The 22,818-nt window shown below is 71.8% G+C and carries 24 protein-coding genes; 14 read left to right on the forward strand and 10 right to left on the reverse strand.

What is annotated here, in order from left to right; genetic code table 11:
• The first annotated feature begins 6 nt into the window (after window positions 1–6).
• Genes G412_RS0109670 through G412_RS0109680 form a run of 3 tightly spaced genes read left to right on the forward strand, consistent with a single transcriptional unit; the run spans window position 7 to window position 3,280 of the window.
• Entirely contained in the window at window positions 7–1,404 is a 1,398-nt protein-coding gene (locus tag G412_RS0109670) for a DUF6421 family protein (RefSeq protein WP_028811931.1), read from the forward strand.
• A 26-nt stretch (window positions 1,405–1,430) separates the two neighbouring features.
• Complete coding sequence (locus G412_RS0109675; protein WP_028811932.1) at window positions 1,431–2,198, forward strand: SDR family NAD(P)-dependent oxidoreductase; 768 nt, start codon at window positions 1,431–1,433, stop codon at window positions 2,196–2,198.
• Complete coding sequence (locus tag G412_RS0109680) at window positions 2,195–3,280, forward strand: threonine aldolase family protein (RefSeq protein WP_028811933.1); 1,086 nt, start codon at window positions 2,195–2,197, stop codon at window positions 3,278–3,280. Before G412_RS0109675 ends, G412_RS0109680 begins: the two co-directional genes overlap by 4 nt.
• 91 nt (window positions 3,281–3,371) lie before the next feature.
• Here G412_RS0109680 and G412_RS0109685 read toward each other — a convergent pair whose 3' ends face one another.
• Entirely contained in the window at window positions 3,372–4,094 is a 723-nt protein-coding gene (locus G412_RS0109685; RefSeq protein ID WP_028811934.1) for a lysophospholipid acyltransferase family protein, read from the reverse strand.
• Between the two features lie 179 nt (window positions 4,095–4,273).
• On the opposite strand from G412_RS0109685, the gene G412_RS0109690 reads away from it, so the two are divergent.
• The 6 genes from G412_RS0109690 (at window position 4,274) to G412_RS0109715 (ending at window position 10,517) form a co-directional block, all read left to right on the forward strand.
• Complete coding sequence (locus G412_RS0109690; protein ID WP_051338227.1) at window positions 4,274–4,651, forward strand: thioredoxin family protein; 378 nt, start codon at window positions 4,274–4,276, stop codon at window positions 4,649–4,651.
• Complete coding sequence (locus tag G412_RS0109695; protein WP_028811936.1) at window positions 4,648–5,139, forward strand: flavin reductase family protein; 492 nt, start codon at window positions 4,648–4,650, stop codon at window positions 5,137–5,139. The genes G412_RS0109690 and G412_RS0109695 overlap by 4 nt, the downstream gene beginning before the upstream one ends.
• A gap of 210 nt (window positions 5,140–5,349) precedes the next feature.
• Complete coding sequence (locus G412_RS0109700; RefSeq protein ID WP_028811937.1) at window positions 5,350–6,135, forward strand: electron transfer flavoprotein subunit beta/FixA family protein; 786 nt, start codon at window positions 5,350–5,352, stop codon at window positions 6,133–6,135.
• A 60-nt stretch (window positions 6,136–6,195) separates the two neighbouring features.
• Window positions 6,196–7,158: an electron transfer flavoprotein subunit alpha/FixB family protein gene (locus tag G412_RS0109705; RefSeq protein WP_028811938.1), complete on the forward strand. Its 963-nt coding sequence runs from the start codon at window positions 6,196–6,198 to the stop codon at window positions 7,156–7,158.
• 159 nt (window positions 7,159–7,317) lie between these two features.
• Window positions 7,318–8,610 carry a DUF6986 family protein gene (locus G412_RS0109710; protein ID WP_028811939.1) on the forward strand — a complete coding sequence of 431 codons (1,293 nt, stop codon included), beginning with the start codon at window positions 7,318–7,320 and terminating at the stop codon, window positions 8,608–8,610.
• A gap of 95 nt (window positions 8,611–8,705) precedes the next feature.
• Complete coding sequence (locus G412_RS0109715) at window positions 8,706–10,517, forward strand: serine/threonine-protein kinase (protein WP_028811940.1); 1,812 nt, start codon at window positions 8,706–8,708, stop codon at window positions 10,515–10,517.
• Between the two features lie 15 nt (window positions 10,518–10,532).
• Here the strand turns inward: G412_RS0109715 and G412_RS0109720 are convergent, their stop codons facing one another.
• Window positions 10,533–11,573: a LacI family DNA-binding transcriptional regulator gene (locus tag G412_RS0109720; protein ID WP_028811941.1), complete on the reverse strand. Its 1,041-nt coding sequence runs from the start codon at window positions 11,571–11,573 to the stop codon at window positions 10,533–10,535.
• 142 nt (window positions 11,574–11,715) lie between these two features.
• On the opposite strand from G412_RS0109720, the gene G412_RS0109725 reads away from it, so the two are divergent.
• Window positions 11,716–12,687: an ROK family protein gene (locus G412_RS0109725; protein ID WP_028811942.1), complete on the forward strand. Its 972-nt coding sequence runs from the start codon at window positions 11,716–11,718 to the stop codon at window positions 12,685–12,687.
• 102 nt (window positions 12,688–12,789) lie between these two features.
• Window positions 12,790–13,299 (forward strand): tetratricopeptide repeat protein, encoded by a 510-nt coding sequence (locus G412_RS0109730; RefSeq protein WP_028811943.1) that lies wholly within the window; start codon window positions 12,790–12,792, stop codon window positions 13,297–13,299.
• 49 nt (window positions 13,300–13,348) lie between these two features.
• Here G412_RS0109730 and G412_RS0109735 read toward each other — a convergent pair whose 3' ends face one another.
• Window positions 13,349–13,537 carry a hypothetical protein gene (locus G412_RS0109735; RefSeq protein WP_028811944.1) on the reverse strand — a complete coding sequence of 63 codons (189 nt, stop codon included), beginning with the start codon at window positions 13,535–13,537 and terminating at the stop codon, window positions 13,349–13,351.
• A gap of 265 nt (window positions 13,538–13,802) precedes the next feature.
• Between G412_RS0109735 and G412_RS0109740 the strand changes: the two genes are divergently transcribed.
• A complete protein-coding gene (locus G412_RS0109740) occupies window positions 13,803–14,840 on the forward strand; it encodes an NUDIX hydrolase (RefSeq protein WP_028811945.1) in 1,038 nt (345 codons plus the stop codon).
• On the opposite strand, the gene G412_RS0109745 is transcribed toward G412_RS0109740, so the two are convergent.
• Together G412_RS0109745 and G412_RS0109750 are read right to left on the reverse strand one after the other, a co-directional pair.
• The gene (locus G412_RS0109745) at window positions 14,799–15,512 is read right to left on the reverse strand and encodes an MBL fold metallo-hydrolase (protein ID WP_028811946.1); all 714 of its coding nucleotides are present in this window, start codon (window positions 15,510–15,512) and stop codon (window positions 14,799–14,801) included. The genes G412_RS0109740 and G412_RS0109745 overlap by 42 nt on opposite strands.
• Before the next feature lie 92 nt (window positions 15,513–15,604).
• Complete coding sequence (locus tag G412_RS0109750) at window positions 15,605–16,969, reverse strand: dipeptidase (protein WP_028811947.1); 1,365 nt, start codon at window positions 16,967–16,969, stop codon at window positions 15,605–15,607.
• Between the two features lie 169 nt (window positions 16,970–17,138).
• Between G412_RS0109750 and G412_RS0109755 the strand changes: the two genes are divergently transcribed.
• Window positions 17,139–18,353 carry a geranylgeranyl reductase family protein gene (locus G412_RS0109755; protein ID WP_028811948.1) on the forward strand — a complete coding sequence of 405 codons (1,215 nt, stop codon included), beginning with the start codon at window positions 17,139–17,141 and terminating at the stop codon, window positions 18,351–18,353.
• Window positions 18,354–18,374: 21 nt separating this feature from the next.
• Here the strand turns inward: G412_RS0109755 and G412_RS0109760 are convergent, their stop codons facing one another.
• A complete protein-coding gene (locus G412_RS0109760; protein ID WP_037648262.1) occupies window positions 18,375–18,836 on the reverse strand; it encodes a nitroreductase family deazaflavin-dependent oxidoreductase in 462 nt (153 codons plus the stop codon).
• Between the two features lie 141 nt (window positions 18,837–18,977).
• On the opposite strand from G412_RS0109760, the gene G412_RS0109765 reads away from it, so the two are divergent.
• Window positions 18,978–19,727, forward strand: a complete 750-nt coding sequence (locus G412_RS0109765; RefSeq protein WP_028811950.1) for a TetR/AcrR family transcriptional regulator — start codon at window positions 18,978–18,980, stop codon at window positions 19,725–19,727.
• Window positions 19,728–19,783: 56 nt separating this feature from the next.
• Here the strand turns inward: G412_RS0109765 and G412_RS0109770 are convergent, their stop codons facing one another.
• The 4 genes from G412_RS0109770 to G412_RS0109785 form a co-directional block, all read right to left on the reverse strand.
• Window positions 19,784–20,062, reverse strand: coding sequence for a DUF6332 family protein (locus tag G412_RS0109770; RefSeq protein WP_028811951.1), 279 nt, complete (start codon window positions 20,060–20,062; stop codon window positions 19,784–19,786).
• A gap of 179 nt (window positions 20,063–20,241) precedes the next feature.
• Window positions 20,242–20,976 carry a maleylpyruvate isomerase family mycothiol-dependent enzyme gene (locus G412_RS0109775; RefSeq protein ID WP_028811952.1) on the reverse strand — a complete coding sequence of 245 codons (735 nt, stop codon included), beginning with the start codon at window positions 20,974–20,976 and terminating at the stop codon, window positions 20,242–20,244.
• A gap of 72 nt (window positions 20,977–21,048) precedes the next feature.
• A complete protein-coding gene (locus G412_RS0109780) occupies window positions 21,049–21,399 on the reverse strand; it encodes an SCO4225 family membrane protein (protein WP_028811953.1) in 351 nt (116 codons plus the stop codon).
• A 72-nt stretch (window positions 21,400–21,471) separates the two neighbouring features.
• A complete protein-coding gene (locus G412_RS0109785; RefSeq protein ID WP_028811954.1) occupies window positions 21,472–22,710 on the reverse strand; it encodes an MFS transporter in 1,239 nt (412 codons plus the stop codon).
• Between the last annotated feature and the right edge of the window lie 108 nt (window positions 22,711–22,818).

The following is a 22,818-nucleotide window of genomic DNA, read 5'->3' on the forward strand; positions in this document are numbered from 1 at the left end:
AGTGACATGACGGAAATTCTTGTGCAGGACACAGCCGCCGAGGGCATATCCGGTGCCCGGCGCGTGGTCGAGCACCCGGCCTGGCCCGAGCTCAAGAATGCCGTGGAGGCGATCCGGCCCTGGCAGTCGGCCGACGGATCCATCGACTTCGACGCCGAGGGCGCACCGACGCGCGCCACGGCGGAGGCGGCCGTCGACCGCGTGATCAACGCTGTTGAAACGCTCGCGCCGCTGCTGCCGCACAACGCGGCGTACCACCAGGCCCTCGTCGCCGACCTCCGCAAGTGGGCCGCCGCCGGCTTCACCGTCCCGGACTTCCTGGACTCGCTGCTCGCCTTCCAGCCCGCCCAGCAGCGCGCGGACGGCCTCCAGCACCTGGTCGTCTTCCCGATGTACACGCAGAACGGCAACCCGGACCGCAACCTGGAAGCGGTCGTCCTGCGCATGGTGTGGCCCGAGTGGCTGTCGGAGCTGGAGCGCACCCGTTACGACAACCCGATGTTCCTCGGCATCACCTTTGAGGACTTCACCCCCGGCTACGACACCCACTCCGCCGTGCTCTTCCCCGAGACGATCGCCGTCCGCGAGGCTCCCGAGCGCTTCACCTGGGGCGGCATCTTCTGCGACCGTGAGGCGGCCCGCTTCCGCCGGGTCACCGACGCCGCGGTGGACATCCTCGGCCTCGATCTGCCGGAGGACATCCGCAAGATGGTCTCCGACCAGGAACGCTGCCAGCAGGCATTCGTCCTGTGGGACATGGTCCACGACCGCACCCACAGCCACGGCGACCTGCCCTTCGACCCGTTCATGATCAAGCAGCGCCAGCCGTTCTGGATGTACGGCCTGGAGGAGCTGCGCTGCGACCTCACCGCCTTCAAGGAGGCCGTGAAGCTGGAGGCCGAGGGCAACGCGCACGGCCGTGACGTGCAGTACGCCGTCCTGTTCGACCGGATGTTCCGCTTCCCGGTCAGCGGTGACCGCGTCCGCAACTACGACGGTCTCGGCGGCCAGCTGCTCTTCGCTTACCTGCACAAGCACGACGTGGTGCGCTGGACCGACAACACGCTGAAGATCGACTGGGAGCGGGCCCCGCAGGTCACCAACCAGCTCTGCGGCGAGATCGAGGACCTCTACCGGGCCGGTATCGACCGCCCCAAGCTCGTCCACTGGTTCGCCGCGTACGACCTGGTGTCGACGTACCTCGCCCCGCACCCCGGTTCCCGCTGGGCGAAGGGCCCCGACGCCCTGGACCTGTCGCTGCCGCCGCGCAAACTCGTGGACGACGTGCTTCCGGACGAGTTTCCGCTGAGCATGTTCTATGAGGCCCTTTCCAAGAAGCTGAAGAATGTGATCGCCTCTACCAAGGGGATCACCGCGGCGAGTGCCGAGCGGGTGGCCGCGTGAGCCCTCGCGACCAGGAGGCGACGACCATGACAAGCAGCATCGGCAACGGCAACGGGGGACCGCTGGAAGGCGCTGTGGTCGCGGTGGCCGGAGCGGGCGGGCCGGCGGGCCGCGCCACCCTGCTCAGGCTGGCCGAGGCAGGTGCGATCGTGGTCGGCTCGGACGCGAATCCCGAGCGCCTCGCCGAGGCGGTCGACGCCGCGCGGTACGCTCACGGGGGCGCCACCGTCACCGGTGACACCGTGGACCTCCTCGACCTCGGCGCCACCCGTGAGTGGGCCGCCAAGACCGAGAAGGAATTCGGCCGCATCGACGGCATGGTCCACCTCGTCGGCGGCTGGCGCGGCAGCGCCACCTTCGCCGAGACGGACCTGGCGGACTGGGACCTGCTGGAGAAGCTGCTGATCCGTACCGTCCAGCACACCTCTCTCGCCTTCCAGGCCCCGCTCCTGCGCAGCGACCGCGGCCGCTATCTGCTGATCAGCGCGGCAGGCGCCTCCAAGCCCACCGCCGGCAACGCCGCCTACTCCGCCTCCAAGGCCGCCGCGGAGGCGTGGACCCTGGCGCTCGCCGACGCGTTCCGCAAGGCGGGGGGCGAGGAAGGCCCCCGCACAGCGGCTGCCATCCTGGTCGTCAAGGCACTGGTGCACGACGCGATGCGCGCCGAGCGCCCGAACGCGAAGTTCGCGGGCTTCACGGACGTCAAGGAACTGGCCGAGGCCATTGCCGGGGTCTGGGACAAGCCCGCCAGTGAAGTGAATGGACAGCGTCTGTGGCTGACTCCCAAGCCGTGAATCCGGATCCGACGTACGCGGCGAAGACCGACGCCCGCCGGCACCACGACCCGCGGGTGCGCGGCTTCGCGAGTGACAACTACGCGGGCGCCCACCCCGAGGTGCTCGCCGCCCTCGCCCTCGCCAACGTCGGCCACCAGGTCGCCTACGGCGAGGACGACTACACGGAGCACCTCCAGCGGATCATCCGCAGCCACTTCGGCGGACGTGCCGAAGCCTTCCCGGTGTTCAACGGGACCGGAGCGAACGTGGTCGCCCTCCAGGCGCTCACCGACCGGTGGGGCGCGGTCATCGCCGCCGAGACCGCGCACATCAACGTGGACGAGGGCGGCGCCCCGGAGCGGATGGCCGGCCTCAAGCTGCTGACCGTACCGACGCCGGACGGCAAGCTCACGCCCGAGCTCATCGACCGGCAGGCGTACGGCTGGGAGGACGAGCACCGCGCGATGCCGCAGGTCGTGTCGATCACCCAGAACACCGAACTCGGCACGCTCTACACGCCCGACGAGATCCGGGCGATCTGCGAGCACGCGCACGCGCACGGGATGAAGGTGCACCTCGACGGCGCCCGGATATCCAACGCGGCGGCCTCGCTCGACGTACCGATGCGGACCTTCACCAACGCCGTGGGCGTGGACATCATGTCCTTCGGCGGGACGAAGAACGGCATGCTCTTCGGTGAGGCGGTCATCGTTCTCAACCCGGACGCGGTGCGCGCCATGAAGCATGTGCGCAAGATGTCGATGCAGCTCCCGTCCAAGATGCGCTTCGTTTCGGTGCAGTTGGAGGCGATGCTCGCCCGCGACCTGTGGCTGCGCAACGCGCGCCACGCCAATGCCATGGCCCAGCGGCTCGCCGACGGCGTCCGTCAGGTGCACGGCGTGGAGATCCTCTACCCGGTGCAGGCCAACGCCGTCTTCGCGCGGCTGCCGCACGAGGTCAGCGAGCGGCTGCAGAAGCGGTACCGCTTCTACTTCTGGAACGAGGCCGCCGGCGACGTCCGCTGGATGTGCTCCTACGACACCACCGAGGACGACGTGGACGGCTTCGTGCAGGCGCTCAAGGAAGAGATGGCAAGGTAGCGCACAGCAGCGCGCCGCGCACAAAGGCGCGGCCGGCCGGAAGCACTTGGCTTCCGGCCGGCCGCACCTTCGCGCTCGCTGTCTCGCCGGGTCAGCCGGCCTCGCGCACCTGCGCCGGGGTCGGTGCCGTACCGCCGAGGTGCGCCGGGACCCACCAGGTGTCCTCGGCGTTCTTCGGGCGTACGGGATACGCGCGCTGGGCGGCTTCGAGCAGCTCCTGCACGTGGCCGCGCAGCCGGCGCGTGATGGCGCCCGCGTACTCGTCCGTGGGCGCGTCCATCGGCTTGCCGACCCGTATCGTCACGGGGATGTGGTTGCGGCCGAAGTTGCGCGGCCTGCCCTTGGTCCAGATGCGCTGGGTGCCCCACAGCGCCATCGGGATCAGCGGAACACCGGCCTCCTGGGCCATGCGCGCCGCACCCGACTTGAAGCTCTTGAGCGTGAACGACTCGGAGATCGTCGCCTCGGGGAAGACCCCGATGATCTCGCCGGAGCGCAGCGAGTCGAGGGCGTGCGCGTACGCCGCCTCGCCGCGCTTGCGGTCCACGGGGATGTGCTTCATGCCGCGCATCAGCGGTCCGGAGATCTTGTGGCGGAAGACCGAGTCCTTCGCCATGAAACGCACCAGACGCTTCTGCGGCAGCGCGCCGAGTCCCGAGAAGATGAAGTCCAGGTAGCTGATGTGATTGCTCACCAGTACGGCGCCACCGGTGCGGGGGATGTTCTCAGAACCCTGCGTGTCGATCTTCAGGTCCAGCGCCTTGAACAGGGTGAGTGCGGCACCGATGACCGGTCGATAGACGAGTTCTGCCATGTCAGGGGGGACCCTTCTGTGCCCGGGGAGGGCTCTCCCGGCGGAGGTTACGCGGCCGTAGGTTTAGCCGCGTTGGGCAGATCGTGCCCCATGAGCGCCCGAGTAGCCAGTCCTGGCGGCGTTCACACGCGAGATTCTCGTCACGTACGGAAACATGAGGAATCGTCTCTGTGTGGTGAATGCTGGAAACGAAGATGGAGGAAGCGGCGGAGATCAGCGGGAGGACGAAGGTGTCAGGGCACGACGGCGGTACGCGACTGAGCGCGGAAGAACTGGGCGCGGAGCCGGGGGAGCGGGCGACGCTCGTGCAGTTCTCCAGCGCGTTCTGCCAGCCCTGCCGCGCGACCCGCAGGACCCTCGCCGAAGTGGCCGGCATGGTCGACGGCGTCGCCCACGTGGAGATCGACGCGGAGGCGCGACTCGACCTCGTACGCGAACTCGGCATCCTCGCCACACCCACCGTGCTCGTGCTCGACGGAACCGGCCGGGTCGTGCGCAGGGCCTGCGGCCAGCCGCGCCGGGCCGACGTCATCGCCGCGCTCGGCCACGCCGTATGACCGGGGCAGTCCAGGTGGCCTCTCCGGAGCTGCTGCGCTCGGTCTTCAGGCAGCACGCCGCCGGCGTCGCGGTGATCACCGCGCACGGCTCACGCCCCGTCGGCTTCACCGCCACCTCGCTCAACTCCGTCGCCGCCGATCCGCCGATGATCTCCTTCGGCGTGGGCACCGGCTCGTCCAGCTGGCCCGTGCTGGCCGAGGCGGAACACATCGGCGTCCACATACTCGCCGAGGAGCAGCGCGACCTGGCGGCCACGTTCGCCCGCAGTGGCGCCGACCGTTTCGCGCCGCCCACCCGGTGGCGTACGGGACCCGAGGGGGTGCCCGTGCTCGACGGCGTACTGGCGTGGCTGGTGTGCCGTGTGGTGGCGCGCGTGCCCGCGGGGGATCATCGGATCGTGCTCGGCCAGGTCGTCGCCGGAGACCCCGCGGGACAGGGCCGGCCGCTGCTCTATCACCAAGGACGCTTCAACGCGCTGCGGGACTGAGAGTTCCCGTGTCCGCCGATTACCGCTGATTACGCAGAGTTGGCAAGGTCACAGTTCAGAGCGCTTGCTTACTGGGAACGCTCTGGATGTACTGACGAGTAATATTCCAGTCGGAGCGGGGTTGGCCCCGACCGGGATCCGCCCCTTCAGGCGCCTATGCTGCCTGCAACGAGGCAGTCAAGAAATAGACGATGCAGTAGGAGAGCCGGCGTGAGCTTGAGGATCGTTGTCTGTGTGAAGTACGTGCCCGACGCCACCGGCGACCGGCACTTCGCCGATGACCTGACCGTCGACCGCGACGACGTCGACGGCCTGCTGTCGGAGCTCGACGAGTACGCCGTCGAGCAGGCGCTGCAGATCGCCGACGAGGCCGACGACGCGGAGATCACCGTGCTGACCGTCGGCCCCGAGGACGCCAAGGACGCCCTGCGCAAGGCACTGTCCATGGGCGCCGACAAGGCCGTCCACGTCGAGGACGACGACCTGCACGGCTCCGACGTCATGGGCACCTCGCTGGTGCTCGCCAAGGCCATCGAGAAGACCGGTTACGACCTGGTCATCTGCGGCATGGCGTCGACGGACGGCAGCATGGGCGTGCTCCCGGCGATCCTGGCGGAGCGCCTGGGTGTCCCGCAGGTCACGCTGCTCTCCGAGGTCTCCGTCGAGGACGGCACCGTCAAGGGCCGTCGTGACGGTGACGCCGCGAGCGAGCAGCTTGAGGCCTCCCTGCCGGCCGTCGTGTCCGTGACGGACCAGTCGGGCGAGGCCCGCTACCCGTCCTTCAAGGGCATCATGGCCGCCAAGAAGAAGCCGGTGGAGTCCCTGGACCTGGACGACCTGGAGATCGACGCCGACGAGGTCGGCCTCGAAGGCTCCTGGACGAAGGTCGACTCCGCCACCGAGCGCCCGGCGCGCACCGCGGGCACGATCGTCAAGGACGAGGGCGAGGGCGGCAAGCAGCTGGCCGAGTTCCTCGCGGGCCAGAAGTTCATCTGATCCCGCGCGCCCCCAGAGCTGCCCCCATTCGTCTTTTCGCACTCGCAGGAGAGCATTTCCATGGCTGAAGTTCTCGTCTACGTCGACCACGTGGACGGCGCCGTCCGCAAGCCCACCCTTGAGCTGCTGACGCTCGCCCGCCGCATCGGCGAGCCCGTCGCGGTCGCGCTCGGCAACGGCGCCGAGGCCACCGCCGGGGTGCTCGCCGAGCACGGCGCCGTCAAGGTCCTCACCGCCGACGCCCCCGAGTTCGCCGACTACCTCGTCGTACCGAAGGTCGACGCGCTCCAGGCCGCGTACGACGCCGTGTCCCCGGCCGCCGTGCTCGTGCCGTCCTCCGCCGAGGCCAAGGAGATCGCGGCCCGCCTCGCGGTCCGTATCGGCTCCGGCATCATCACGGACGCCGTCGACCTGGAAGCCGGTGAGGAGGGCCCGGTGGCCACGCAGGCCGTGTTCGCCGCCTCGTACACCACCAAGTCCCGCGTCTCCAAGGGCACCCCGGTCATCACCGTCAAGCCGAACTCGGCGCCCGTCGAGGCCGCCCCGGCCGCGGGCACCGTCGAGGCGCTCGCCGTCTCCTTCGGCAAGAACGCGACCGGCACCAAGGTCGTCTCGCGCACCCCGCGCGAGTCCACCGGCCGCCCCGAGCTGACCGAGGCCGCGATCGTGGTCTCCGGCGGCCGCGGCGTCAACGGCGCCGAGAACTTCCACGTCATCGAGGCACTCGCCGACTCGCTCGGCGCGGCTGTCGGCGCCTCGCGCGCCGCCGTGGACGCCGGCTGGTACCCGCACTCCAACCAGGTCGGCCAGACCGGCAAGTCGGTCTCCCCGCAGCTCTACATCGCGTCCGGCATCTCCGGCGCGATCCAGCACCGGGCCGGCATGCAGACCTCGAAGACGATCGTCGCCATCAACAAGGACGCCGAGGCCCCGATCTTCGACCTCGTCGACTACGGCGTGGTCGGCGACCTCTTCGCGGTCGTCCCGCAGCTCACCGACGAGGTCAACGCGCGCAAGGGCTGACCTCCGCAGCGGCGAAGCCGTCGGGCGCCGGGGCCGTGTGGTGATCTTCACCGCGCGGCCCCGGCCGCTTTCCGGAGACCATTGACGCAGGTCACGACCGGCCGTTAACTTCGCCATGCGGATTGTTGATTCCGTGCAGCGGAAAACTGGAGGGTTGGAATGGGTCAGCAGGAGAAGGTGGCGACAAGCCTCGCGGGCGCGGTCAGCGAGGACATCAGCGCCTCGCTCGTACCGGTCGACGAGGAGCTTGCCCGCCGCTACCCGGGAGACCCGGGCACCCGCCAGCCCGTACACACCGTCTACGTACCCGGTGACGCCTTCGCCGCCGACACCGTCCGCTCATGGGGCGACCAGGCCCTGGCGGCGCTCGACGAGCACGCCCCGGACGCCAGGTCCTTCGCCTCGGTCCTCGGTCTGTCCGACGAGCTCGCGGACGACGTGTACGGCCGGGTGCGCGCCAAGCTGGAGCGCGAGCCGATCGAGGACCTGCGGGTCGACTTCGAAGACGGCTACAGCGGCAAGGACGAGGATGCCGACGCCGCCCGCGCCGCGCGGCTGATCTCGCAGGCGTACGGAGACGGCACGGCCGCCCCGTACATGGGCATCCGCATGAAGTGCATGGAGGCCGCTGTACGCGACCGCGGCATCCGCACCACCGACATCTTCCTGACCGGCCTCATGGAGCACGGCGGTCTGCCCGACGGGCTGGTGCTGACGCTGCCGAAGGTGACCTACGCCGAGCAGGTCACGGCGTTCGTCCGGCTGCTCGAAGCGTTCGAGAAGGCGCGCGGCCTGGACGCCGGGCGGATCGGCTTCGAGATCCAGATCGAGACCAGCCAGTCCATCCTCGCCGCCGACGGCACCGCCGCCGTGGCCCGCATGATCGACGCCGCCGAGGGGCGCGCCACCGGTCTGCACTACGGCACCTTCGACTACAGCGCCTGCCTCGGCGTCTCCGCCGCCTACCAGGCCAGCGACCACCCGGCGGCCGATCACGCCAAGGCGGTCATGCAGGTCGCCGCCGCGGGCACCGGCGTACGGGTCTCGGACGGCTCCACCAACGTCCTGCCGGTCGGTACGACGCACAACGTCCACGAGGCCTGGCGACTGCACTACGGCCTCACCCGCCGCGCCCTGGCCCGCGCCTACTACCAGGGCTGGGACATGCACCCCGGCCACCTGCCGACCCGTTACGCCGCCGTCTTCGCCTTCTACCGCGAGGGCTTCGAGCAGGCCGCCGCCCGGCTCGCCGCCTACGCCGGCCAGGCGGCGGGCGGCGACATCGCCGACGAGCCCGCCAGCGCCAAGGCGCTCGCCTCCTACCTGCTGCGCGGCATCGACTGCGGCGCCCTCGACACCGCCGAGGTCGCCCGCCTCACCGGTCTGACCCGCGTGGACCTCGACGGCTTCGCGTCGCCGCGCCGGGGGGACCTCACGGCAACGGCCAACTAACAACCGCGGGCGGCGTTCGCGGCCGTCACCACCGCTGTCACCGCTGCCCCGTACTCTGTACCCGGGTCAGTCGGAACACAGGGAACGGGGCAGCGGTGGCTACGGGGGAGAACGCGCGGTTGGCCGGCCGCTACCGGGTGGTCGAACAGCTCGGACGCGGCGGCATGGGCGTCGTCTGGCGCGCCGTCGACGAGGTGCTCGGACGCCAGGTCGCGGTCAAGGAACTGCGTACGTACAACGACTCGTCGGGGCCCGAACTGGACGGCCTGCGGATCCGGATGCAGCGCGAGGCGCGGGCCGCCGCGCGTGTGCGCCACCCCGGAGTCGTCGCCGTGCACGACGTCACCGAGCACGACGGCCGCCCGGTCATCGTCATGGAACTCGTCGACGGGCCCTCCCTGGACGACGTACTGAGCGAGCGCGGACTTCTGGACCCGCGCGAAGCCGCGTCCATCGGCGCCAGGGTGCTGGAGGCGCTCGGCGCCGCGCACGCCGTCGGGGTGCTGCACCGCGACGTCAAGCCGGGCAATGTGCTGCTCGACCGCAACGGGCGGGTGGTTCTCACCGACTTCGGGATCGCCGCGATGGACGATCCGGGCGACGGCTCCACGACGCACCTCACGCGCAGTGGTGAACTGGTCGGCTCGCTGGACTACTTGGCGCCCGAGCGCGCCCAGGGGCATGAACCGGGGCCGGCGTCGGACGTATGGGCGCTCGGCGCGACGCTGTACGCGGCGGTGGAGGGCGGTTCCCCGTTCCGCCGTACATCGGCCTGGTCGACGCTTACCGCGATCGTCGTGGATCCGCTGCCGGAGCCGCGCCGGTCGGGGCCGCTGGGACCCGTACTCCAGCGGCTGATGCACAAGGACCCGGCGCGGCGCCCCGGCGCCCAGGAGGCGGCGCGGCTGCTCGAAGCGGTCGCCGCCGGCGAGGACACGGCGGCGGTGGCGGATGACGGTGTCCGGGGCGGCGGTGCGCCCCGCGAGGCGACCGTACGCGAAATGCTGCCGCACCGGCCGCAGGGATTCGGCCCGGTGGTCAGCCCACCGCCCGCACACTCCGCGCCGCCCGCACAGCCGTCAGAGCAGCCCGCCACGGCCGCGGTGCAGGCGGCCGCGCACGGGTCCGCGCCGGAGCGCAGGCCGGGCCGGGGCAGGGCGGCCCTGGTGGCGGCCGGCGTCGCCGTGGTCCTGCTGGCCGGTGGCGGCGTGACGTACGTCCTCACCGGCGGCACGGAAACCGCGTCCGGCGAGCTGGCGAAGGGGTCGGGGGAGAGCGCGTCGCCCCGCGGCGTCGAGCGCACACCGGCGGCGGGCGAGTCGTCCACCCCGAAGAAGCCCGACGGAACCAAGCCCTCCGGGCAGGGCCCCGAGAAGACCCCACGACCGGACGCGAAGCCCGCGGCGGGCGGCAGCGACGGCGGCAAGGACGCGGGCGGCAAGGGGGCCGGCGGCAAGGACTCCGGCGGCTCGGACGGCGGCGCTTCCGGTACGTCGGCCTCGTCCGGCGGTGCGGACGCGTCGGGCGGGTCCGGTGTTTCGGGCGGGTCGGCGGCCGGCGGGTCAGCGAGCGGCGGTTCGACGACCACGGCCGGCGGGGGTGGCCACGGCGACCCGGCTCCCGCGCCCGCCTGCCACGGCATCGGCGGCGGCAAGTACAACTGCACGGTCTGGCAGACCGCGAAGTCATACACGGCGTCCGGCGCCGAGGCCGGTGTGCTGAACGCGGGCACCAACTACTTCTACTGCCAGCAGAACCTGGGCCGCAGGGAGACCTCCGGCGAGTGGACGAACGTCTGGTGGGCCAAGACCGACGACGACAGCGGCAACACCGGCGTCTTCGTCAGCGACGTCTACATCAAGGGCGGCGCCAACGACCAGCCGGTGCCCGGCCTGCCCGTCTGCTGAGGCGGTGCGCCGGCCTCAGCGCGTGTACGGCGGGATCTCGCCCGAGCCGCGCGCGATGAGGCGGGTCGGCAGTTCCACGCGCGCGGGAGCGTCGTTCACGCCGTCGAGGCGGCGGAAGAGGCGGTCGGCCGCGGTGCGGCCCAGCAGGGCGGCGTCCTGCGCGACGACGGTGAGGCCGGGCCGGAGGAGGTCCGCGAGTTCGATGTCGTCGAACCCGACGAGCGCGACGGGGTGCTCCCGGCCGGCGAGGACCCGTACCACCGTCACCGTCACCCGGTTGTTGCCCGCGAAGATCGCGGTGACGGGCTCGGGAGCGTCCAGCATCGCGGTGACCGCCTCCCGTACCCGCTCGGGAGCCGTGCTGCCGAGCGACACCCAGGCGTCGTCGGCGGGCAGCCCGGCCGCCTCCATCGCGGCGTAGTAGCCGCGGAGGCGCTCGCCCGCCGTGTGGATGCTCGGCTGGTCGCCGATGAAGCCGATACGCCGGTGGCCGTGCCCGATCAGATGCGCCACGCCCTCGCGCGCGCCGCCGAAGCTGTCGGAGAGCACCACGTCGGCGTCGATCTTCCCGGCGGGGCGGTCCACGAAGACGGTGGCGACACCCGCCGCGATCTCCGGCTCCAGATAGCGGTGGTCGTCCCCGGCCGGGATCACGATCAGCCCGTCGACCCGCCGGGCGCACAGCGCGAGTACCAACTCCTGCTCACGGGCCGGGTCTTCGGCACTCGACCCGTTGATGAGGAGGGCGCCGTGGGCGCGGGCCACTTCCTCGACGGCGCGGTTCAGCGGCCCGTAGAACGGGTCGGCGAGGTCTTCCAGTACCAGGCCGATGCTGGCGGTGCGGCCCTTGCGCAGTACGCGCGCGCTGTCGTTGCGGCGGAAGCCCAGCGCCTCGATCGCCTCCTGGACACGCTGTTCGGTGTCGGGCGTGACGCCCGGTTCGCCGTTCACGACGCGCGAGACCGTCTTGAGGCCGACTCCGGCGCGGGCGGCGACGTCCTTCATGGTCGGCCGGTTGCCGTAACGGAGCTCGGGGCGGCTTTCGGTCTCGGCCACAGTTGCGATGTCCTGTCGTAGTCGGGTGCGGTCGGTGTTCGAACGGTGTGGCGTCGAGCATAGGGCCTGGACAACGTTGTCAACTGAATGGAGACTGGCTCTGACCTGCCACCCCCCCTGCCCGCCTGGAGATCCGACACCGATGCACACCGACCTCGTCGCCGCCCTCGACATCGGCGGCACCAAGATCGCCGGCGCGCTGGTGGACGGTGACGGCCGGATTCTGCTGCGCGCGCAGCGGCCGACGCCCGCCCGGGAGGACGGCGAGAGCGTGATGCGCGCCGTCGGCGCGGTCTTCGCGCAACTGACCGCCTCCCCCCTCTGGGAGCGCGCCACGGCCGTCGGTATCGGCAGCGCGGGCCCCGTGGACGCCTCCGCCGGCACGGTCAGCCCCGTCAACGTCCCCGGCTGGCGCGACTTTCCGCTCGTCGAGCGGGTGCACCGGGCAGCGGGCGGCCGACCGGTCACCCTCGTCGGTGACGGTGTGGCGATGACGGCCGCCGAGCACTGGCAGGGCGCGGCCCGCGGTTACGGCAACGCGCTGTGCCTGGTCGTCTCCACGGGCGTCGGCGGCGGCCTGGTCCTGGACGGCCGGCTCCATCCGGGGCCGACGGGCAACGCCGGCCACATCGGTCACATCAGCGTCGACCTGGACGGCGACCCGTGCCCGTGCGGATCGCGCGGCTGTGTCGAACGGATCGCCAGCGGCCCCAACATCGCGCGCCGCGCGCTCGCCCGGGGCTGGCGTCCCGGACCGGACGGAGACGCCACCGCCGCGGCGGTGGCGGCGGCAGCCCGCGCCGGGGACCCCGTCGCCGTCGCGTCGTACCGGCGGGCCGCCCAGGCCCTGGCCGCCGGCATCGCCGCCACCGCCACGCTCGTCGAGATCGAGATCGCCGTCATCGGCGGGGGAGTGGCGGGCGCGGGCGACGTACTCTTCACGCCACTGCGCCGCGCGCTGCGCGACTACGCCACACTCTCCTTCGCGCAGCGCGTCAAGGTTGCCCCGGCCCTGACCGGAACCGACGCGGGCCTGGTCGGCGCGGCAGCCGCCGCATCCCTCGGCGGGAAGCCGGACGAGGCGGCGGCGTACGTCGGCCGGCCGCACGGCTGACCTCACGTCAGGGGACTTGCGTCAGCGGGCTTGCGTCGGGGGGCTTGCGTACGGAGACACAAGACCTTGCCCGGATCGTCCACGCCGTGCGAGCGTGTGCGCATGAACGGTGATCATGAGCGGGACGCGGCCCTGTCACAGGCCGTACGGCTGCGCGAGGACGGCCGGGCCGCCGAGGCCCGAGGACGCCTGGTGGCGCTGGCCGAGCGGTATCCGCAGGATGCCGAGATCGCCTACCAGACCGCGTGGGCGCACGACGTGCTCGGCCTGGAGAGCGAGGCCGTCCCCTTCTACGAACGCGCCCTGAGCTTCCCCGGCCTGCCCGCCGAGGACCGGCACGGCGTCTTCCTCGGCCTGGGCAGCACCTACCGCGTCCTGGGCCGCTACGAACCCGCTCTGCGGACCCTGCGCCGCGGCCTGGAGGAGTTCCCGCACGACCCCGCCCTGGAGGCCTTCCTGGCCATGGCCCTGTACAACACCGGCGAAGGCCGCGAAGCCGTACGGACGCTGCTGCGGGCACTCGCGGCCACCAGCGGCGACCCACGGGTGCGGGGCTACCGCCGCGCGATCGAGCAGTACGCGGACGACCTCGACGCCGTCGAGCGGCCCTAGAGGCTGTCCGGCGGACCAGGGCCGACCCTGATCCGCCGGACAGGCCCCCCTAGCCCCGCCCCTGCGAACCCGCTTCCGTCGCGCGCTGCACCACGACCACCAGGAAGGCATCCGCCTCCAGGTCCATCACGACCTCCGCCGGGCACCCCTCCGCGCGCCGTGCCATGGCGAATTCCTCGGCCGGCCAGCTGCCCCTCGGGCCGCCGGCCGGGAACTGTTCCAACACCATGCGACTCATCCCGCACCCCGCTCCCATGCCTGTCGAACTCTTGCTCCCGTTGCCCCAACGAGACTCCGCGCACGGGCGTCACGGTTCCCGGATCCCGTCGGGGCACCTTCTCCTGTGGTTCGACGCCACCTGTGCCCCGCACCGTTGCCCCTGGCATGCGACAGCATCGGCACGGTTGTGTGCCCAAACGGTCGCGGGCACGATGCGGTGACCCCGGGTTTCCGCGGCAGGGTGTCGCGGGCAGGCCACAGGGGGCGACGGAAGAGGGGGAACCGTGATCGTCTGGATCAACGGTGCGTTCAGTGCGGGCAAGACCAGCGCCGCGCGCGAACTGATCGATCTGATCCCGAACAGCACCTTCTACGACCCCGAACGGATCGGCGGGGAACTGCGCAATCTGCTGCCGCAGAAGCGGCTCGCGGAGGTCACCGACTACCAGGACCTGCCCATCTGGCGCCGTCTGGTCGTGGACACCGCGGCCGCGCTGCTCGCGGAAGTGGGCGGCGTGCTGGTGGTGCCCATGACGCTCCTGCGCCAGGAGTACCGGGACGAGATATTCGGCGGGCTCGCCGCGCGACGTATCCCGGTGTGTCATGTGCTGCTGTCGGCCGACGAAACGATCCTTCGCGGGCGGATCGCCGCCCGCGAGGAGCTGCCCGACGACCCCGAAGGCAGCGAGCGGGTACGGCAATGGGCGTACGAGCACATCGAGCCGTACCGCGCCGCGCTCTCCTGGCTCGCGGCCGACGCGCACGTCATCGACACCAGCGCGCTGACACCCGCCGAGACGGCCGTGCGGATCGCCGAAGCCGTACGGGCGGGGGCCGCCGGCAGCTGCGAGATCGTGCAGACGCCCGAGCCGACCGCCGAGACCGTCGCGGCGGGTGTCCTGCTCTTCGACGAGGCGGACAGGGTGCTGCTCGTCGATCCCACCTACAAGCCGGGCTGGGAGTTCCCCGGCGGGGTCGTGGAGCAGGGGGAGGCGCCGGCGCGGGCCGGGATGCGTGAGGTGGAGGAGGAGACAGGGATAGAACTCGTCGATGTGCCGAGGCTGCTGGTCGTCGACTGGGAGCCGCCGCGCCCGCCCGCGTACGGCGGTCTGCGGCTGATCTTCGACGGCGGCAGGCTGGACAGCACGACGACCGGCCAACTGGTGCTGCCCGGCTCCGAACTGCGCGGCTGGCGGTTCGTCACCGAAGAGGAGGCCGCCGGGCTGCTGCCGCCGAACCGGTACGAACGGCTGCGCTGGGCGCTGCGCGCCCGCGAGCGGTCAGCCGTGCTCAACCTGGAGGCCGGAGTCCCGGTCGGCTGATGCCCGCAGAACGGCAGCCGTGCCGTCCGTCAGGGGATCGCCATGGCCGAAGCAGGCGATGGCGGGAGCGAGCGCCGCCAGCCGGCGGAACGTTTCCACGGCGCGCTCGCGGTCGGTGTTGAACACGCCCAGCATCACCTGGCCGACGCCCGCCACGCAGTCGCCCGTGAACAGCACACCGTGGTGCGGGAGATGGACGGCGATACTGCCGTCCGTGTGGCCGGGGGCGTGAACCACCCGCGCGCCGTCACCGAAGTCCAACAGGTCGCCGTCCTCGGCCTCCCGGTCCACCCGGGTGGGCGGGGCCGGCGGCACGGTCAGCCCGTGGGCGTACAGCGGACGCTCCCAGTCCAGCAGCACGGGCTCGGGCACCGGCTGCTCGCCGCGGATCACGGGCGCGTCGAGCCGGTGCGCGACCACTTCGGCGCCGTACCGCCCGGCCAGTTCCCCGGCGGCGCCGACGTGGTCGCGGTGGCAGTGGGTGAGAACGATCCGGCGGATGTTCTCCGGGCGCAGGCCCAGGCTCCGTATCGCCTCTTCGATGTCGGCCGCCGCGTCCTTGTCGCCCGCGTCGATCAGGGTCAGCTCCTCACCGTCGCGCCAGAGATACGCCTGGCCGATGGGGAAGCGGAACATGTGCAGTCGTCCGGGAAGTACTTCCACGAGATCCATGCGACGAACGTACGACCGGCCGGCCGCTCGCCGCCTGCGTCTACGCTGTCGGCGATCTACGCTCAGCGCTTAAGGCGTGGCTCCCGTCGCTGCTACTCCTGCTTGGAGCGCGCGTAGTTGGCGAGAAACAGCGCCTCGGCGACGGACAGCCGCTCCAGCTCCTCGGGCGAGACGCTCTCGTTCACCGCGTGGATCTGCGCCTCGGGCTCGCTCAGCCCGATGAGCAGTATCTCGGCCTTCGGGTAGAGCGTGGCGAGCGTGTTGCACAGCGGGATCGAGCCGCCCATGCCGGACGTCTGCATCTCCTGGCCCGGGTACGCCACGCGCATCGCCTCGGCCATCGAGGTGTACGCCGGGCTGCTGACGTCCGCCCTGAACGGCTGGCCCTGGCCCACCTGCTCCACCGAGACCCTCGCCCCCCAGGGAGTGTGCGCCAGCAGGTGCGCGGTGAGCAGCTTCGTCGCCTCGGCGGCGTCCTGGCCCGGCGGCACCCGCAGGCTGATCTGCGCCCGCGCACTCGCCTGGAGCGACGGCGTTGCGCCGACCACCGGCGGGCAGTCGATGCCGATGACGGTGACGGCGGGGCGGGCCCAGATGCGGTCGGCGACCGTGCCCCGGCCGATCAGGCCGACCCCGTCGAGGACACGCGCGTCCTTGCGGAACTCCTCCTCGGGGTACTGGAGGCCGTCCCACGAGGAGTCCGCCGTAAGCCCGTCCACAGTCGTCGAACCGTCTTCGTCGCGCAGCGAGGCCAGCAGCTGGATGAGCGCCGCCAGCGCGTCCGGGGCGGCGCCGCCGAACTGGCCGGAGTGCAGGTTGCCTTCCAGGGTGTCGACGCGCACGCGCAGCATGCTCATGCCGCGCAGCGTCGCGGTGACGGTCGGCAGACCGACGCGGAAGTTTCCGGTGTCGCCGATGACGACCGTGTCGGCGGCGAGCAGCTCGGGGTGCGCCTCGGCGTACTGCTCCAGGCCGCCCGTACCCTGCTCCTCCGAGCCCTCGGCGATGACCTTCACCGAGACCGGGACGCCGCCGTTCGCCTTGAGGGCGCGCAGCGCGAGCAGGTGCATGATGAAGCCGCCCTTGCAGTCGGCGGCGCCGCGCCCGTACCAGCGGCCGTCGCGCTCGGTCAGCTCGAAGGGCGGCGAGAGCCACGCGGACTCGTCCAGCGGCGGCTGCACGTCGTAGTGCGCGTACAGCAGAACCGTCGGCGCGCCCACCGGGCCCGGCAGGAAGCCGTACACCGACTGGGTGCCGTCAGGAGTGTCGAGCAGCGCGACATCCTCGAACCCCTCGGCGCGCAGCGTGTCGGCGCACCAGAGCGCGGCCGCCTCGCACTCGCTCCTGGGGAACTGGGCGGGGTCCGCCACCGACTGGAAGGCCACCAGCTCGGCCAGCTCCGTCTTCGCGCGGGGCATCAGCGAGGCGATGGTCTCGGCGATCGGATGGGCGGTCATGGGCACGCTCCTCGTGAGTGCGACGTTGGTTGTGCGTGTACGTGTATGTGTTCGTACGGGGTGGCCGACAAGCACCGCCCGATCCTCCCACAGCGAGATCGGCGGCTCCTGCGCCGTAGGATGCGTCAGCAGTACGGACCACCGGGCGGATCAGGAGCAGAAGCACATCGTGAGCAGCGAGAACGCAGACGCCGGACGTGAGCGTGAAGAGCCGGTGTGGGACGTGGTCGTGGTCGGTGCCGGGCCCGCCGGGTCGTCGGCGGCCTATGCGGCCGCGGTCGCGGGACGGCGTGTACTCCTCCTGGAGAAGGCGGAACTGCCCCGCTACAAGACCTGTGGCGGCGGCATCATCGGGCCTTCGCGCGACGCGCTGCCGCCCGGTTTCGAACTGCCGTTCAGGGACCGGGTGCATGCCGTGACGTTCTCGCTGGGCGGGAAGCTGACGCGGACACGCCGTTCGAAGCAGATGCTTTTCGGGCTCATCAACCGGCCGGAGTTCGACGCCGCGCTGGTGGAGGAGGCGCAGAAGGCGGGCGCCGTGGTCCGTACCGGAGTGAGCGTGGCGCGCGTCGAGCAGCACGGCGCGGCCGTGCCGGACCGGCGCACGGTGGCCGTTGTCCTGGCGGGCGGCGAGACGGTGCTGGCGCGGGCGGTGGTCGGCGCGGACGGCAGCGCGAGCCGGATAGGGGCACATGTCGGGGTGAAGCTCGACCAGGTGGATCTCGGCCTGGAGGCCGAGATCCCGGTGCCGGAGACGGTCGCCGAGGACTGGGCGGGGCGGGTGCTCATCGACTGGGGGCCGATTCCGGGCAGTTACGGCTGGGTGTTCCCCAAGGGCGAGACGCTGACGGTCGGGGTGATCTCGGCGCGTGGCGACGGCGCGGCCACCAAGAGGTACCTGGAGGACTTCATCGCCCGGCTGGGGCTGGCCGGCTTCGAACCGGCGGTCTCCTCCGGGCATCTGACGCGCTGCCGCAGCGACGACTCGCCGCTGTCGCGCGGCCGGGTGCTGGTGTGCGGGGACGCGGCGGGTCTGCTGGAGCCGTGGACCCGCGAGGGGATTTCCTTCGCGCTGCGGTCCGGGCGGCTGGCGGGGGAGTGGGCGGTGCGGATCGCGGAGGCGCAGGACGCCGTGGACGCGCGTCGGCAGGCGCTGAACTACGCCTTCGCCATCAAGGCCGGGCTGGGCGTGGAGATGGGTGTCGGGCGGCGGATGCTCGCGCTGTTCGAGCGGCGGCCGGGGCTGTTGCATGCGGCCATAACCGGATTCCGGCCGGCCTGGAAGATGTTCGCCGGGATCACGCGCGGCTCGACGACGCTGGGCGAGATCGTACGTACGCGCCCCGTCGTCCAGCGCGCGCTCAGTGCGCTGGACAGGCCGTAGCCGGCTCGGCGACTTTCGCTCTCAGCCCTTGGCGGCGACGCTGATGCGGAAGACGGGGTGGTCGGGGGCGGCCGCCAGGAGCTCCTCGTCGGAGGATGTGGCGGTCACGCCCTTGAAGTACTGGTTGACCTCCCAGCCCCAGCGCTCCAGGTAGGTGCGGAGCACCGGCGGCTTCTCGGTGTCGGGGATCTCCGTGGCAGTGAAGCCGCGGACCTTGCGGCCCACCCTGAGTCCGCCCCGGCCGGCGGCGCGCATGTTGCGGACCCACTGGGAGTGGCCGCGGGCGGAGACCAGGTACTGGGCGCCGTCGTGGGTGTGCGGGTTCACGGGGATGCGCTGCGTCCGGCCACTCTTGCGGCCGCGGACGGACAGTTCGGCCGAGCCGAGCAGGCTGACGCCGTGGCGGGCGAGCCAGCCCACGGCGTTGTTCAGCCTGATGGCCATGGGGCTGCCCTTGAGGTAGTACGGCTGGGACTGTGACATGACGGCCTCCACCGGTCTGGGACTGCGATTGCGAGAGCACTGCTCTCGCTTGAGAGCAGTGTGCACAGGATCGCTGCTCCAAAGCAAGAGCAATGCTCTCGTTATTGGTCAGTGCTCTCCGGCGTGGCAAAATGCTGTGCCATGAGCACCACGCGCGGAGCCAGAGAACGAGCCCGGACCGAAGTGACGGCGGCCATCAAGGAAGAGGCTCGCCGGCAGCTCGCCGCCGAAGGCGCCGCGAAGCTCTCGCTGCGCGCCGTCGCCCGCGAGCTCGGCATGGTCTCCTCCGCCCTCTACCGCTACTTCCCCAGCCGCGACGACCTCCTGACCGCCCTGATCGTCGACGCGTACGACGCCGTGGGCGCCGCCGCCGAGACCGCCCTCGCCCGCCGGTCCGCCCGAACCGACGGCCACCCCGCCCGCTGGGTGGCCGTCTGCCGGGCCGTACGGGCCTGGGCGCTGGCGCACCCCCACGAGTACGCCCTGATCTACGGCTCGCCCGTCCCCGGCTACACCGCCCCCACGACAACCGTCGGCCCGGCCTCCCGCGTCGGCCGCACCCTCATCTCCGTCGCGCGCGACGCCCACCTGGACAGCGGCCTCGCCGTCCCGCCCCTCGCCGCCGCCCTGCGCCCCGAGGCCGAGCGGCTCGCGGCCGATGTCGCCCCCGACCTGCCCCCACCCGTTGTCGCCGCCCTGGTCGCCGCCTGGTCGCAGCTCTTCGGGCTGATCTCCTTCGAGGTCTTCGGCCAGTTCAACCGGATCGTCGAGGACCGCGACAGGTTCTTCGACCACTGCGCCATGAGCCTCGCCCACGCCGTGGGCCTGACAGGCGGTCAGGCGGCGGGCGCCGTCCCGTTCGCCGCCCCCGACAGCGACGACGGATCCTGACGAGGCACCCGCTGGTGCGGTGAGCGCGGCGCCGGTCCGGAGCCGCTCGTACCGGCCTACGAGCCGGAGCTGGTGCGTCCCGGCTGACCGGGCCGCGTACCCGGCGCGCCGCGGTAACCCCACAGGACGTGCGCGACCCGCAGGACGAACACGACCGTCGCCAGTACGCAACCGGCCACCAGCATGGCCTTGTTCAGACCGGGCGGCGCGCCGAGGAGGTACCAGGGGGCGGTGACGGCGGCGAAGGTGACACCCGCGAGAACCGCCGCGCTCAGCACGGCGTAACCGATCTCGATCGTCATCGCGTCGCGCTGGGCCTGCGTCCTCGTCGCCATGCCACGAAGTGTCACAGCGTGTGCGGCCGACGGGCAAGAGACACCCCGTCGGCCGCACGTTCCCCTCGCCGGTCAGTCCGGGGCGCCGGCGTGCGCCGGCGTGCGCCGCACGCCGAGGCCCGGCCTCTTCGGTGCGCCGTGCTCTCGCGAACGCCGGGGGCGAACCGACGGAATGACGGTCAGACGGCCGACTTCTCCCGCCACAGACGCGCGAGCGCCTCGTCACCGGACACCGCGACCTCGGAGAGCGGCAGCCGGTTCCACAGCGCCAGGTACAGCTGCTCCGCGGTCCCGCTCATCTCGCAGTCCGCGGTGCCGTGCGAGGTGCGGTCCGTGCGCGGCGGCCCGTCCGAGAGCCGCACCGTCCACACGTCGCCCGCGTCTGTCGCCCGTACCCGCAGGACGCGCGGTGCCTCGGTGTGTACCCGGCTGCGATCGCGGGCATGGAAGCCGCGCAGCAGCTCGTCGATACCGTCCGCCGTGAACTCCTGAGGCAGCGCGGAGAATCCGGTGCCGAGCGCCGACTCGGCGTCCACGCGGTGGATCGCCGTCTCGTGCGCCTGCCGCCGCGCCCAGAAGGCGAGTGGCGAGGGCGCGGCCATGAAGGTCCAGCACTCCAGATCCTCGGGTGCGGCCCTCAGCGCGGCCACCAGCAGGGCGTGTCCCTCCCGGAACCAGTGGAGCAGCGCGTCTGCGTCCAGGTCCGGCTCGCTGCCGGGGGCATGGGGCTCCACAAGCCCACCCGCGATGTACGTCGTCGCCCACCGGTGGACCACGCCCGTGTGCCGCAGCAGGTCGCGCACGCGCCAGCCGGGGCAGGTGGGTACTTCGGCGCCGGTGCCCGCCTTTTCGGCGGCGGCGGCCATCAACTGCCCTTGTTCGTCGAGCGATTCAATGAATCTGGCTATCTCCATGCGGAAGATTGTGCCAGCCGCGTACGGCGACGGCCGGGCGCGTACGGCGACGATCAGGGGTTACGGCGGCGGTCAGGCGCCCTTCGGGTGGGCGGCACCGGGCGACGCGCCGCGCAGCAGCCGGACGAACCAGCCGAGCGCGAAGGCCTGGATGAGCACGGAGAGCGGCAGGGCGGCGTACAGGAACCAGGCCGACTCGGCCACACTCTCCCCGAACAGGTCGCCGCCGATGAGGAAGACGAAGATCGTCGGCGTGCTGAGGAGGATCAGCCACAGCCCGGCGAACGAGGCGTCCTCGTGGGCCACGAAGAGGGTGTCGACCGTGACGAACACCGCGGCCGCCGCGACCAGTGCGAGGTAGACCAGCGAGGCGGGATTGCGGAACGTCAGGCGCGCGATGTCGTGCGGTCGTCGAGCGGTCATGGTGAACTCTCCGTCCAGTGTGGTGCCTCCAGGGTGCGTTCGGGGAGCAGGGCGCCGCCTGAGTGCGCCTACTCAGGTGCGTCCGTGCGACGACGCGTCGCGGGCCGAGTACCCCAGCAGCGCGGCGGTCGCGGCCAGGATCGCCACCGTCGTCAGCGCGACGGGCAGCGAGAACCAGTCGGCGAGGAAGCCGATGGCGGGCGGCCCGATCAGCATGCCGCCGTAACCGAGCGTGGACGCCGCCGCGACACCGCTCGGGCCGGCCAGCGCGCCCGCCCTGGCGACCGCGACGGGAAAGATGTTCGCGAGGCCGAGCCCGGTCACGGCGAAGCCGAGGAGTGCGGCCCAGGTGGCGGGCGCGAGTGCCCCGAGCAGCATGCCCGCCGCCGCGAGCGAGCCGCCCGTGACGAGGGTGCGGGTCTGGCCGAGCCGTTCGAGCAGGGTGGTCCCGCTCAGCCGGCCCACCGCCATGGCCAGCGCGAAGAGGGCGTACCCGGCCGCGGCGACACCCGGGTGGGCGTGGAGGTCCTCCTGGAGGTGCAGGGTGCCCCACTCGGCGAGTGCCCCTTCGCCGTACGCCGTGCACAGCGCGATCGCGCCGAAGAGCGCGACGGCTTTACGTGCCGTTCCAGGGAGTGGTCGCGGACCGTTCCCCGGTGCCTCTGGTGAACGGTCCCGCGAACGTTCCGGCGTGGGCGCGGGGTGGCGGAGCAGCGTGGGGCCGGCCGCGGCGGTGACGACGAGCCCGATGCCCGTCAGAGCCAGCAGATGGGCGGGGGCGGGAAGTTGCGCCGCGACCAGGCCCCCGAGGCCGGCCCCCGTCATGCCGCCGAGACTGAAGGCGGCGTGGAAACTCGGCATCACCGGGCGCCGCATGGCCCCGACCAGGTCCACGGCGGCGCTGTTCATCGCGACGTTGATGCCGCCGTACGAGACGCCGAACACCAGCAGCACGAGGCCGAGCGCGAGCGTCGAGTGCGTCTGTGCGGGCAGCGCGATGCTCAACGACAGCAGTACGCCGCAGGCCACGGTCACCGGGTGGCTGCCGAAGCTCCGGCACAACCGGCCGGTCAGCATCATCGTGATCACCGCGCCTCCGGACACCCCGAGCAGGGCGAGGCCGAGGTCGCTCGCGGAGGCCCCGGTCTGTTCCTTGATGGCGGGGATACGGACCACCCAGCCGGCGAAGAGGAAGCCGTCGAGGGCGAAGAACACGGTCAGCGCGGTGCGGAGGCGGGACAGGGAGGCCGCGGCGGTGTCTGCGCCCTGGCCCCCCGGAAAGGCCGTCCGTGGTTTGTTTAGGTGCGGCACAAAGTCACCATAGGGGCCATCCGGAATCCGTACAAGGCAGGTGGTCAGCGCCACGGGCAACCGGAGCCGGACCCGGACGATCTTCCCCGGCGTGGGAGACTCGGCCCC

This window comes from Streptomyces flavidovirens DSM 40150 (genome assembly GCF_000429085.1).
GTDB classification, from domain to species: Bacteria; Actinomycetota; Actinomycetes; order Streptomycetales; family Streptomycetaceae; genus Streptomyces; species Streptomyces flavidovirens.

Excerpts from the sequence above, each read along its gene's own strand:
- G412_RS0109670 (WP_028811931.1), top strand. The coding sequence starts at position 7 with ATGACGGAAATTCTTGTGCAGGACACAGCCGCCGAGGGCATATCCGGT.
- G412_RS0109675 (WP_028811932.1), top strand. The coding sequence starts at position 1,431 with ATGACAAGCAGCATCGGCAACGGCAACGGGGGACCGCTGGAAGGCGCT.
- G412_RS0109685 (WP_028811934.1), bottom strand. The coding sequence starts at position 4,094 with ATGGCAGAACTCGTCTATCGACCGGTCATCGGTGCCGCACTCACCCTG.
- G412_RS0109690 (WP_051338227.1), top strand. The coding sequence starts at position 4,274 with ATGCTGGAAACGAAGATGGAGGAAGCGGCGGAGATCAGCGGGAGGACG.
- G412_RS0109695 (WP_028811936.1), top strand. The coding sequence starts at position 4,648 with ATGACCGGGGCAGTCCAGGTGGCCTCTCCGGAGCTGCTGCGCTCGGTC.
- G412_RS0109705 (WP_028811938.1), top strand. The coding sequence starts at position 6,196 with ATGGCTGAAGTTCTCGTCTACGTCGACCACGTGGACGGCGCCGTCCGC.
- G412_RS0109710 (WP_028811939.1), top strand. The coding sequence starts at position 7,318 with ATGGGTCAGCAGGAGAAGGTGGCGACAAGCCTCGCGGGCGCGGTCAGC.
- G412_RS0109725 (WP_028811942.1), top strand. The coding sequence starts at position 11,716 with ATGCACACCGACCTCGTCGCCGCCCTCGACATCGGCGGCACCAAGATC.
- G412_RS0109730 (WP_028811943.1), top strand. The coding sequence starts at position 12,790 with ATGAACGGTGATCATGAGCGGGACGCGGCCCTGTCACAGGCCGTACGG.
- G412_RS0109735 (WP_028811944.1), bottom strand. The coding sequence starts at position 13,537 with ATGAGTCGCATGGTGTTGGAACAGTTCCCGGCCGGCGGCCCGAGGGGC.
- G412_RS0109745 (WP_028811946.1), bottom strand. The coding sequence starts at position 15,512 with ATGGATCTCGTGGAAGTACTTCCCGGACGACTGCACATGTTCCGCTTC.
- G412_RS0109750 (WP_028811947.1), bottom strand. The coding sequence starts at position 16,969 with ATGACCGCCCATCCGATCGCCGAGACCATCGCCTCGCTGATGCCCCGC.
- G412_RS0109760 (WP_037648262.1), bottom strand. The coding sequence starts at position 18,836 with ATGTCACAGTCCCAGCCGTACTACCTCAAGGGCAGCCCCATGGCCATC.
- G412_RS0109765 (WP_028811950.1), top strand. The coding sequence starts at position 18,978 with ATGAGCACCACGCGCGGAGCCAGAGAACGAGCCCGGACCGAAGTGACG.
- G412_RS0109770 (WP_028811951.1), bottom strand. The coding sequence starts at position 20,062 with ATGGCGACGAGGACGCAGGCCCAGCGCGACGCGATGACGATCGAGATC.
- G412_RS0109775 (WP_028811952.1), bottom strand. The coding sequence starts at position 20,976 with ATGGAGATAGCCAGATTCATTGAATCGCTCGACGAACAAGGGCAGTTG.
- G412_RS0109780 (WP_028811953.1), bottom strand. The coding sequence starts at position 21,399 with ATGACCGCTCGACGACCGCACGACATCGCGCGCCTGACGTTCCGCAAT.